This is a genomic window from Acuticoccus sediminis, from assembly GCF_003258595.1.
In the GTDB taxonomy this organism is placed as follows: domain Bacteria; phylum Pseudomonadota; class Alphaproteobacteria; order Rhizobiales; family Amorphaceae; genus Acuticoccus; species Acuticoccus sediminis.
Map to the genome: position 1 here is coordinate 1 of NZ_QHHQ01000023.1, position 12,102 is coordinate 12,102.

Here is a 12,102-nt window from a genome sequence, read left to right on the forward strand (position 1 = left end):
TCGACGTCGAAGAAACCAGGCTGTCCCCGCATCGCCGCTACCCCCGAATACCCACCTCAACTGAATCCGATTCGAAGAGGTTTTTCGAGGCGTTCAGCTGTCGAACGACCCGGCGTTCGCGCACAAGCTCACCGACATCGTCGGCCTTTACGTCGATCCGCCAGCGCACGCGGTTGATCGGCCCCATCACCCAAACTCGGCCATAGCTCCCTCGAACATCCGCTCCCGTCCGTCACCGATGCAGCCGACGTTCATAGGTTCAAGACTCGGCCTGTCTGGTGAAACGGAAGTAACCTGCCCGACTGCGCGTGACGGCACACCGCACCCGGCGAGAGGTCCTCGGCCTAGTCATAACGTCTCCCGATCTCCACATAAGAATCTCCCGTTATTGTGCATTTGCCACGCTTGGTGACGGAGTCCGCGGGTCCAGGACAGCCTGCCTTGGACCGATGCGCGACGTAGCATCCGGGAAAATCATGCGAATAGCTCAGGTCGCCCCACTGGCGGAATCCGTGCCACCCCAACTTTACGGTGGTACGGAACGCGTTGTCTCCTGGCTCACCGAGGCCCTGGTTCAGCACGGTCATCAAGTCACCCTGTTCGCCACGGGCGATTCGATCACCTCGGCCAGGCTCGTCCGCAGTGTGCCGGAGGGGTTGCGTCTCGGCGGAATCCGCGATCACACGGCGAGCCTTCTCGTGATGCTGGACGCGGTTCGCCATCAGGCGACAGACTTCGACATCATCCACTTCCACGTGGATTTGCTGCAGTTCCCCATGTTCAGGAAGGCATCCGACCGGTGCCTCACGACGCTGCACGGACGCCTCGACCTGATCGACTTCCATCCGGTTTATCAAACCTTCCGGACGATGCCACTCGTATCGATCTCGGCGAGTCAGCGGACGCCTCTGCCAACCGCCAATTGGCTCGCCACGATCCACCACGGGCTCCCGCCCGAACGGGAACCGTCGGACACGCCGGAGCGTCACTATCTGGCATTCCTGGGGCGCATCGCTCCGGAAAAACGCCCGGATCGCGCGATCGAAATCGCAAAGCGCACCGGCGTCCCGTTGAAGATCGCCGCGAAAGTGGACCGCGCCGATCAGGAGTATTTCGAGCACGTCATTCAGCCGCAGCTTGATCATCCGCTGATCGAGTTCATCGGCGAGATCGGCGACCACGAGAAGCGGGGCTTTCTCGGCAATGCCCTGGCCCTCCTGTTCCCGATTGACTGGCCGGAGCCGTTCGGCCTCGTCATGATCGAGGCCATGCGCGAAGGTACGCCGACGATCGCCTGGCGAACCGGGTCCGTTCCCGAGGTGATCGATGACGGCGTCACAGGCTACATCGTCGGATCGATCGAGGAGGCGGTTACTGCGGTGAGCAAGGTGCTCAGCCTCGACCGCAAGACCGTCCGCCAGCGGTTCGAGGAGCGATTCACAGTCACTCGAATGGCTCAGGATTATGTCGCCGCCTATCAACGTGTTCTCGATTGGCCCGCGCTGACCATGCCGCGGGAACGTCCCTTCGCCGCTTCGGGATCCGCGGGTGCAGTGGCAGTCGTCCTGCCCGGCCCGTTGGTGGAGGACGAGCCGGGGCTCGCGGGCATGTCGCAGGTGCCGGTCTGATGGTGGTGCCGTCGACCGCCCCCCTCGCAGATGTCGATCCTACCACGTACGAGGCTGAGCCGACGATATCGCTGGTCGGCCGTGCTCTTAGAAACCTCAAGGACGGCGAAAGCTTTGTCGTCCTGGACAGCCATGGCGATCTGGGCACCATACCTGGAACAGCGGAAGGGCTCTTCTTCCGCGACACGCGTCATCTGTCTCGCATGGAACTGCGCTTGGAGGGACAGGGATTGCTCCTGCTGAACTCCGAAACCCACGACGACAAGGCGGCGCTTTCCGTCGACCTCACCAACCCGATGCTCGACGGCGCGGCTCACGTGCCGCCGGAAACCATCTTTTTCGAACGCACGATGTTTCTATGGAGTGCGGTCTGGTACGAGCGGCTTAGCATCAGGAACTTCACGTCAATCGGCCATCGATTGACGCTCGACTATCGGTTCGACGCCGACTTCCACGACTTGTTCGAGGTGCGGGGGAACAAGCGAAAGACGCGAAGTCCCACCTCCGTCGAGGTGACGGCGCACGACCGCGTGGAATTTTACTGTCTCGGCCTCGACAATGTTGCCCGGCGCACCACGATCGGCTTCGCTCCGGCCCCCCGGACGCTTGAAGGCAACCGGGCAACATTCGACATCGCGCTTGGGGCGGGCGAGAAAACGTCTCTCTTCGTCACCGTGGCCTGTGACGAGCGCGCGTCTGCGACGTTGATGGATTTCTTCCGCGCCTATCGCGAAAGCTGCAGAGCCCGGCGGGCTCTGACAGCGGATATTGTCACGGTGGAAAGCTCGAACGAGCTGTTCAACGAAGTTGCGTGTCGCGCAACATCCGACATCTACACGCTCATCACATCGACGAACCTCGGCCCATACCCCTACGCCGGGATCCCCTGGTTCAGCACGGTCTTCGGGCGAGACGGCATCTTCACCGCGATGTTCATGTTGTGGGTCGACCCCATGATGGCCCGCGGCGTGTTGCGCACGCTGGCGGCGACGCAAGCCACTGAGACCGATCCCCGATCCGATGCGCAGCCGGGCAAGATTCTGCACGAGATGCGTCATGGTGAAATGGCCAATCTCGGTGAAGTTCCCTTCCGCCGTTACTACGGCAGCGTCGACGTCACGCCGCTCTTCGTGATGCTGGCCGGCATGTATCTTGACGCAACCGGAGACCTCGAGACCGTTGCCGCTCTCTGGCCCAACATCCAGGCAGCTTTGCGCTGGATCGATGAATACGGTGATCAGGACGGTGATGGCTTCGTGGAGTATTCTCCGGCAAGCGCCGGAAGCCTCAAGAATCAGGGCTGGAAAGACTCTCACGATTCCATCTTTCACGCAGACGGGACCGGGGCGGAGGGCCCCATCGCACTGTGCGAGGTCCAGGGTTATGCCTTCGCGGCCAAGCGGTTGGCTGCCCGGCTGGCCATGCGGCTCGGACACGAGGAGGTTGCGGCCAGCCTTGACGCCTCTGCGGAGACTCTGCGCGTCCGGTTTGAGGAGGCGTTCTGGGACGACGATCTGAGCACCTACGTGCTTGCTCTGGATGGCGCTAAGCGGCCATGTCGGGTGCGAGCGTCGAACGCAGGCCACGCTCTCTTCACGGGTATCGCCGCGCCGGAGCGGGCCCGCCGCGTGGCCGACGGGCTGATGGGCCGAAGCGGGTTCAGCGGCTGGGGAATCCGCACGCTGGCTCAGGGGGAAGCCCGATATAATCCGATGTCATACCATAACGGCTCGGTTTGGCCGCACGACAACGCCATCATCGCGATCGGCTTCGCCCGTTACGGCTACAAGGCCGAGACAATCCGCGTTTTCGAGGGTCTGTTCGACGCAGCGAAAAACCAGGAGCTGCGGCGTTTGCCCGAGCTCTTCTGTGGCTTCATGCGGAGGCCGCGGCGAAGCCCCGCACCATACCCCGTCGCCTGTTCGCCGCAGGCCTGGGCCGCCTCGGCGGTGTTCGGCCTCCTTGGCGCCGGTCTCGGACTCGAGCTGGCTCACGCCAGCAATGAATTTCGCTTCCGCGAGCCGCTGATGCCCGTTTTCCTCGATGAGCTCGTGCTGCGCAATCTCAAATTGGGTTCGACTCGCGTCGACATACGAATGCATCGTTATGGACACGATGTGGCGACGACCGTGCTGGAGCGTCGAGGCCACGCCAAGATCCTTGTGATCAAATAGCGATCCGGCCGCGATTGATCGACGTATCCGTTGCCTTGGATCCGGCGATCGAGACGTAACGGATGTTTTGTGGTCCGGTCCGGACAAAGCCTTCACGTCAGTGACATATTCGGGCGGTGTCACCGGCACGGTACACGGCACCTTCGGCAGGCGCGGTTTGATCCGCGCCCGCCTCCGCGTCGGTCAGGATCGCCCGGATAACTCTTCGTCTGCCGCTCAAATCTTCGCCATCCGTACAATGGGAAAGAGTGACCCCATGAGCCGCTCGGAAGACTTGAAGCTGCCCAGGGAGGCCGTTGACAGGGTCACGAAACCCCTTGCGCGCTTTCTGAAGGTGGAGGCGACAGCCGGCGGCCTTCTGCTGTTGGCGGTTCTGGTGGCCTTGGCCATGGCGAATTCACCTTGGCGTCAAGCATTTCTAGGCTTCTGGGAAACGCCTGTCGGAGTGACGATCGGCTCGATCGAATTTACCCGATCGTTGCATCACTGGATCAACGACGGGTTGATGACCCTGTTCTTTTTCGTATTTTCACTGGAGCTGAAGAGAGCGATCGTTCTTGGCGAATTGCGTACTCTCCGTCGAGCGGCGCTCCCATTTGCGGGTGCCGTCGGTGGCATGGTTCTGCCAGTCTTGCTCTATCTGGCGATGATGGCCGGACAGCCTGGTATGCAGGGCTGGGGAACGGTGATGGCAACCGATACAGCCTTCGTGATCGGGTGTCTGGCGCTTTTTGGACGCGGTATCCCGACGCATCTGCGTCTCTTTCTGCTTTCTCTCGCGATTTTCGACGATATCGGAGCGATACTCGTCGTCGCGCTCGGGTATGGCGCGACGATGAATTGGATGGCCCTTGGACTTGGCCTATTGGCAATTGGCGTCGTTGCAGCCTTTTCCCAATTGGGGGTCAGAGCCGTCCCTGCCTACTTTCTGCTGGGCGTGGCGATTTGGCTTTGCGTCGATGCATCCGGGATTCATGCGACAATCACCGGCGTAGTTCTCGGATTGATGGCGCCCACCCGCGTCTGGGTGAGAGACATTCTTCTCAGGGCGGAGCTCGGGCGGGTGCTTGCCTATCCGGCCGGCGAGCATTGGAGCGGAGATACCCCGGATCGCCGCGACCTCCGGGAAGCCGGTAGAGCGATCACGGAGTCCCTCTCACCCGTGGAGCGATTGGAGATAATGCTGCATCCATGGGTCGGCTTCGCGATCATGCCGATCTTCGCGCTGGCAAACGCCGGAATACCGATTTACGACGTCGACCTTGGGCGACCGGTATCCCTTGCGATCATCGTTGGGCTGGTCCTCGGAAAACCAATCGGAGTTTTCGGCTTTAGCTGGCTGGCAGTTCGCTCGGGAGTTGCGGTGCTGGGTCCTGGCCTCTCGTGGCCTTTCATTGCCGCAGGAGCCTGTCTCACGGGAATTGGTTTCACCATGTCGCTGTTTATCGCGGGCCTGGCGTTCGACCCCACAATGCTCAACTCGGCGAAATTCGGCACTCTGATCGGATCCACCATCGCTGCGATAGCCGGACTATCAATGCTGGTTCGATTGACCATTTTCGCGCCTCGGACATAAAATGCCTGTATTACGCTGGTCTGGACCGGCCGCCTCATGCCGATGTCAGGCGGCCCGCCGCGTTGCCAGCTTCAGCCGGATCGTGCGGCGCCTGCTATAGACCGGGGGCTCTTTTCCTGGCACCGCCTCAGCAAGGGGCGCAGGATGGGAGGGGGCTCGGCGGAGTTGGTCTGCCCTCGCCGGTTCAAGGGGCTCGTCGGTGGCGTCAGACCTGTGTGACCACCGCGCCAGAATCTCTTGCGCCCAGCCCTTGCGCAGAGTGGAGGCGTTTGCAGGTGGCGCCTTGAGCGGCGCAGACTTCTCGATTGTCATCGTAGACCTCTCGGGGTCGTGACGCAGAGTCGGATATCGAGCGGGCAGGCGCCCGCTTCCTCGTTGTCGACCGTGCGTATACTTGGTCGTTTTGAAAATGCGGCTCTGGCTCATTGAGCCGGCTGGGCATAGTGCCCTTCGCAGGGTATGGTCCTAGATTAGTGGGGACGTGCCTTTACTACAAGATCCGAAAAGCTCGTATGACGCCAGCCTGCGGTTTCATCCGCAGCGGGGCACGAATCTCCGCTGGAAAACCTTGTTGCATCGGGTGGGACGACCGGCATGCTTGCTTAAGCGTGGGCAAGTTACAGGAGTTTGGATGGGTGAAGCAGGCTCTCAAGAGCCACGATTGCAACGTGCCGCTCCGACGGCTGAGCCGGACGATGGCGATGCGCGATATCCGATCGTAGCGATCGGCGCGTCAGCTGGCGGGATCGAGTGTCTGAAGCAGTTCTTCGACGCCACACCCGATGTGCCAGCGGCCGCCTTCCTTGTGGTGCAGCACCTCGACCCCAAGCATGAGAGTATCCTCGCCGAGATCCTCGCTCAGCACACCAGATTGCGGGTCAAGCAAGCGGCCGATGGCGACGTCCTCGAGTCCGATGCGGTGTGGGTGGTTGCGCCCGATACGGTCTTGACGGTGGAGGGCAATTTCATCCGCGTGCGTCCGCGGTCGGCAAAGGCGGGCGAGCCGCATACTTTCGACGCATTGCTTCACTCGCTGGCTACGACCCACGCGCAGGAAAGCGTGGCGGTGGTCCTCAGCGGCGCGGGTTCCGATGGCGCGCATGGCGCGAGTGCGCTCAAGGCCGCGGGTGGCTCGGTTGTGGTCCAGGACCCCATCGAGGCGGCCTATGACGGCATGCCGCGTAGCACGATCGATGCCGGGGTCGCCGATCTCGTCCTGCCGCTCGTGAAGACGCCGGCCGCCGCGCTGCGGCTCGCACGCGAGGCGCTCGAAGCGGATGCGCGTGCGCTGGGCGAGCGGGCGCGCCCGATCCTGCCAAAAGTCATGGAGCTCTTGAGGTCGGTCGTCGGCGTCGACTTCGACCTTTACAAGGAAGGCACGCTGCTGCGCCGGATCGAACGGCGCATCGGCATTGCCGAGACCGATACACCCGAGGCCTATCTCGAGCGGCTCGCCAGCGATCCGGAAGAGGCCCGCCGCCTCGGCCACGATCTGTTGATCCGTGTAACAAGCTTCTTCCGGGACGGGGCACATTTCCGGGTGCTGGCGGAGGAGGTGCTTCCGGATCTCATGGCGGCCCACCCCGCCGACAGGCCGTTCCGCATCTGGACTGCTGGCTGCTCCACGGGAGAGGAGGCCTACACGGTCGGGATGATCGCGCTCGAACAGGCGCAAAAGCAGCCGCGCCCGATCCAGGTTCAGGTCTTCGGCACGGATCTCGACTCAGAGGCCCTCGTGACCGCCCGCTCCGGGCTCTACCCGCCGGTTGTCGAGACGCAAGTCTCGCCCGAGCGGCTGGCACGGTTCTTCCGGCGCGAGGATGCCGGCTGGCGCATCGCGACCGAACTGCGCGAATCCATCGTCTTCGCGCCCCACAATCTGCTCGCCGACGCTCCCTTCTCACGCATGAACCTCGTCACTTGTCGCAACCTCATGATCTATCTCGAGCCGGGGGTGCAGCGACGGGTGCTGGAGCTGTTCCACTTCGCTCTGGTGCACGGCGGCGTATTGATGCTCGGCGCGTCCGAGACGGTTGGGACCGAGGATGCCGGATTTGAACCGATCGCCAAGCCCGCGCGGATCTATCGACGAACAGGCCATCCGCGCCGGTCGGGGATCGCGCTCCCGGTCCCGTCTGATCACAGCCGCGCTGCCGGCGCGCTCCTGCCGGCTCGGCGCCGGCTTACAGCAGCCGACATCACGCACCGCGCCCTGCTGGAACATTTCGCGCCAACCGCCGTGCTGCTGAACCGGCGCGGATCCGGTCTCTACTTCCACGGCGCGGTCGACCGCTATCTTCAGGTGCCAAGCGGCGAGCCAGACCCCGACGTCCTGGCGATGGCGCGGCACGGACTACGAGTGAAGTTGCGCACAGCGTTCCATGCTGCGCTTGAGGACGACAAGTCGATCGTGGTCGAAGGCGCATGGATTCGCAATGGCGGGCGGGTCCAAGTCCGCGTCGAGGCGATCCCGATCTTGGAGAACGGCGACCGCTTTGTTCTGGTCGCCTTCTCGGACGCCGAGGCGCCGAAGGACGCCGCGAAAACGGCCGAGGTCACCGACCAGGCGGTGGTTGACAGGTTGGAGCACGACCTCGCACAGGCGCGGCGGGAACTCCTGACCACGATCCGTGAGCTCGAGGCCTCGAATGAGGATCTCAAGGCTGCCAACGAAGAAGCCATGTCGATGAATGAGGAGTTCCAGTCCACCAACGAGGAACTGGAGACCTCGAAGGAGGAGTTGCAGTCGCTGAACGAGGAGTTGACCGCGGTCAACTCCGAACTTGCCGAGAAAGTCGAGGACCAGCGCCGTACGGCGGATGACCTCGTGAACCTGCTCAGCAGCACCCGCATCCCCACGGTGATGCTGGACCGCCAACTCCGTATCACGCGCTTCACGGCTCCGGCGACCGAGCTTTTCGGCCTTATCCAAAGCGATCACGGTCGTCCCTTCAACGACATCCGCCCTCGACTCGACGATTCCGCTCTGGTGTCCGACGCACGCCGGGTTCTCGAAACTGGAGAGGTGGCTTCAGCCATCACCACGGCCGAGGACGGGCGGGTCTTCAGCCGGCGCATCCTGCCCTATCGCCGTGACGGCAATGCACTTGACGGCGTGGTCCTCACCTTCACCGACGTTTCAGAACTGCGCGTCAGCGAGCAGATGGCCGAAGCCGCCCGAGCCTACGCTGATGCGCTGGCGGCGACCGTGCGCGAACCGCTCCTCACCCTCGACGGCCATCTCCGCGTTGTCACGGCGAGCGACGCATTCCGCCTGACCTTCGGGCTGCAGGAGATGGAGCGGGGCGTGCCGTTCGCGGATCTCGGGGGCGGCGTCTGGCGTATCCCTGCTGTCGAGACGGCGCTAAGAGCCGCATTCGACAATGACGAGCCGATCACGAACCTGCGGATCGAGCACGATTTCGAACAGGTTGGGCTCAAGCGACTGGTGCTGAATGGCCGTCGCGCGCCTGGCAAGACGCCGGATACGACCTATCTGATGCTTTCCTTCGAGGACGTGACACGTCACGAAGCGGCGGTCGAAACCCTGGAGGCCGTCGAGGCGCGACTCGCCTCGGTGCTTGAAGCTGCGCCTGACGCCATTATCACGGTTGACGACAAGGGCTGTGTCACTGCGGTGAGTTCCGAGGCGGAGCGGCTGTTCGGATGGAATGCACCGGATATGATCGGGCAGCCGGTCGACAAGCTCATTCCCGGCAACCTAAACGATTTTGCGGACGGCTTCGAAGTTTTCAGGAAGGATCCAGGCATGCCGGTGAAGCGGCGGCAGGTGAAAGGCCGCCGGCGTGATGGATCGGAGATCTCACTCGAACTGTCCTCTGATGCCGTTCGGGTCGACCACGCGATGTGCTTCGCCGGCGTCCTGAGGGACCTGTCGCTCGAACTCCTGCGTCAGGAGGAGTTACGTCGGCTCCGCGCAGCCGACGCGGTGGGCCAGCTTACCGGCGGCGTTGCGCACGACTTCAATAACTTGCTGTGTGTGATCGGCGGCTGTCTGGAGCTCATGGAGGCGGAACCCCTTTCGGAAGCTATGCGCGCGTTGATCAAGGACGCCACGGAGGCAGTGACGATGGGCGCCGCGCTCACCGACCAGCTTCTGGTGTTCGGCGGCCGCTCCCCGCAGGCGCGGACACGGCTCGATCCCAACACGGAGGTGCAGACTGTGGCCGGCCTCGCGAGCCGCACCATCGCCGAGAGCATTTCGGTCCGAACAGAACTGGCATCCGATGCGCCGCCGGTGCGTGCAGACCCGGATCTTCTGCGCGCCGCGCTCTTAAACCTTGTGGTGAACGCCCGCGATGCCATGCCTGCCGGCGGTGTCCTCATGCTATCGACTGCGAAGGTCACGTTATCGCCGACGGAGGCGACGCTCTACACCAATGTCGTACCCGGAGACTACGCTGCGATCACCGTGCGCGACTCTGGCATGGGGATGGACGTCGCGATGCGGGCGCGCGTTGGCGAACCCTACTTCACCTCGAAGCGCGACGAGGGCGGCACCGGTCTCGGCCTCAGCCAGGTCTTCGGCTTTGCCCGTCAAAGTGACGGCTTCGTAGAGATCGCGAGTGAGCCGGGTGCCGGCACCAACGTGACGATAAATCTGCCGCGCGACCGCGAGGTCGACGGCGTGGCGGACGCCGTGGACGAACCGCCAGTTCCCATGAGCTCAGGCGAACGCGTGCTCGTCGTCGAGGACAATGCGCGCCTCCGACGCGTGGTGATGCAGCGGCTGGATCGGCTCGGCTACATGGTGAGCGAGGCGTCAGATGGCCCGGCTGCGCTGCGTGCACTTGACGGTGGCCTCAAGCCCGCCGTTTTGATAACCGATGTGATGATGCCTGGAGGCCTCGATGGCGCGACGCTTGCTGCCGAAGCCACGCGCAAGCAGCCAGGTTTGCGCGTCGTCTTCACAACCGGCTACGCCGACCAGGAAATCAACCTTCCAGCTGGGGCGCCGGTGTTGCGCAAGCCTTATAGTCGCGAGGCGCTCGCCCAAGCCCTGCGCGCCGCGCTTGAGGACCAAACGGCATGAAAACAAGCCAGAATCTCAATTGCGCGCTGACTGCAACCGTCGACGCCATCCATCGGCTCATTCGGAGTCGCGATGCCGTTGTGCCTGGCAACCGACGACACCGTCTCGCCCGGCTCCAGGCTCTCCTCGATGATCCGCTGTCAACGCCGATCCAAATCTGACCCACTTTTGGAGTGGGCCCCTCGGGCCGGGCACGATCAGGTGAGATTTTTGACCGGCAGCCCCGGGTGTGATGCTTTTCGTATTGTGCCCATATCGTTCTGCGCCTGTCCTGATTAGTGTTCGCGATCGTGCGGCGGGTTCGGATCGTTGCCCTGCCCGAGCGTGTCCTTGCTGCGGATTCTGCCGTCCCGGCCCTTCACGGTCAGCTCGCCTCCACCCGCGTTGATCAGCTTCTCGCGGCCGGACGGAATGGCCTGCGCCTGAGTGTCGAATGCGAAGCCCCGGAATGCGTCGTTACGCTTGTCCACCCACTTCTGATCTGAAGTGCCCCCCGTTTTAATCGGACAGCTGGCGTAAGCAGGAAGGCTCAAGGATATCCTTGAGGACAGGCTTATGTCGGAGGACTATCAGCGGATCGAGCTGATCACGGGGACGCGGCGTCGCCGGTACTGGTCGACGGACGAGAAGCTGCGGATCATCGAGGAGAGCCGTAAGCGCCCACCAGACCCCATGTAGCGGCGCGTGGCCGGATCGGGGATGATCCGAGGACGAGGCCCTCTTCGCCAGCCTCGGCCATGCCCGAAGCGCCATGGCTCGGTGGGTCGCCGACTACAACCACGACCGGCCGCACTCGGCGCTCGGTTACCGTACGCCGGCGGCCTATGCCGCCAAACTCACCGCAATGGGCGATCGGCTCCTCGTAATGGGGGCGCTCCGCCAATCGCCCATTGCTCCGCCGACGCAACAGAGCCAATCTCAGCCGCCGACTCCGGGTTCAGTTGGATGAACCGCGGGGGTCACAGCACCCCCAGTCGCGCAGAACCAAGAGGTTCCATAACGCCCGTTCTCAGACTCGCGCTGCATTACCGGGAGATCGTGCCCCGACGGCCTCACCTCCTGGCCTAATGGTACTGTTCGTGGCGATGCACCCCGACGCGGGCCGGCTCAGCTGGAGACGCTGTCAGGACAATCAGGGACTGGAGGGCGACTCGCCAAGCCAGCATACGGCCGCGACCTCGCTCCGCCGAAGACCTGGGACAGGCTTTTGGAAGTCGCGAAGTTCTTCCAGGGCCGCGAGATCGATGGCTCTCGATTCCATTGAGCTCTGCCATGAGCGATAGGACAGCTATCTATAAATCACGAACCCGCTACTATGTGAGCTATAGAGGGGGATTCTATCGCTCATGGTGTGGAACTGGGCGCAGCGCGGCTGGCCGAATTTTCTTTATGATCCGGACCCCCTTGAGCCGCTGGAACGGCGGTTTCTGCTGCTCACCGGCGAGGTGATCGGCGCGGTCCGGCATGTGAGCGCGGACGACCGCGATCTATTGCGAATCGAGCTCCTCAGCGACGAGGCGGTCAAGACCAGCGCGATCGAAGGGGAGACTCTCGATCGCCTCAGCGTGCAATCCTCCCTGCGCCGGCAGCTCGGGAGCTATGGCTGAATGTGGGTGACGGGGCCGGTCAGGCGGCGCGTTGATCGGCGGTCGCGGGGTTGGCGACGCCGTC

At 63.2% G+C, this 12,102-nt stretch carries 6 protein-coding genes and 2 pseudogenes; 7 read left to right on the forward strand and 1 reads right to left on the reverse strand.

The genetic code is table 11. The features are described 5' to 3' along the window. Positions 1-476 precede the first annotated feature (476 nt). The 4 genes from DLJ53_RS34115 to DLJ53_RS34130 all read left to right on the forward strand — a co-directional run bounded on the left by DLJ53_RS34115 (position 477) and on the right by DLJ53_RS34130 (position 10,431). The gene (locus DLJ53_RS34115) at positions 477-1,628 is read left to right on the forward strand and encodes a glycosyltransferase family 4 protein (RefSeq protein WP_111352773.1); all 1,152 of its coding nucleotides are present in this window, start codon (positions 477-479) and stop codon (positions 1,626-1,628) included. Further along, the gene (locus DLJ53_RS34120) at positions 1,628-3,802 is read left to right on the forward strand and encodes an amylo-alpha-1,6-glucosidase (protein WP_111352770.1); all 2,175 of its coding nucleotides are present in this window, start codon (positions 1,628-1,630) and stop codon (positions 3,800-3,802) included. The genes DLJ53_RS34115 and DLJ53_RS34120 overlap by 1 nt, the downstream gene beginning before the upstream one ends. Positions 3,803-4,058: 256 nt before the next feature. After that, complete coding sequence (gene nhaA, locus DLJ53_RS34125) at positions 4,059-5,378, forward strand: Na+/H+ antiporter NhaA (protein ID WP_111352771.1); 1,320 nt, start codon at positions 4,059-4,061, stop codon at positions 5,376-5,378. A gap of 631 nt (positions 5,379-6,009) precedes the next feature. Then, positions 6,010-10,431, forward strand: a complete 4,422-nt coding sequence (locus tag DLJ53_RS34130; RefSeq protein WP_111352772.1) for a CheR family methyltransferase — start codon at positions 6,010-6,012, stop codon at positions 10,429-10,431. Between the two features lie 275 nt (positions 10,432-10,706). Here the strand turns inward: DLJ53_RS34130 and DLJ53_RS34135 are convergent, their stop codons facing one another. Beyond that, entirely contained in the window at positions 10,707-10,901 is a 195-nt protein-coding gene (locus DLJ53_RS34135) for a DUF2188 domain-containing protein (RefSeq protein WP_202913524.1), read from the reverse strand. Positions 10,902-10,986: 85 nt separating this feature from the next. On the opposite strand from DLJ53_RS34135, the gene DLJ53_RS36495 reads away from it, so the two are divergent. The 3 genes and pseudogenes from DLJ53_RS36495 to DLJ53_RS34145 form a co-directional block, all read left to right on the forward strand. Next, on the forward strand, positions 10,987-11,109 hold the full coding sequence (locus DLJ53_RS36495) for a hypothetical protein (RefSeq protein ID WP_280525546.1): 123 nt from the start codon (positions 10,987-10,989) through the stop codon (positions 11,107-11,109). A 31-nt stretch (positions 11,110-11,140) separates the two neighbouring features. Then, a pseudogene (locus DLJ53_RS36295) lies at positions 11,141-11,380 on the forward strand (integrase core domain-containing protein); the annotation flags it as partial. A gap of 397 nt (positions 11,381-11,777) precedes the next feature. Next, a pseudogene (locus DLJ53_RS34145) lies at positions 11,778-12,026 on the forward strand (DUF4172 domain-containing protein); the annotation flags it as partial. Positions 12,027-12,102: the final 76 nt, after the last annotated feature.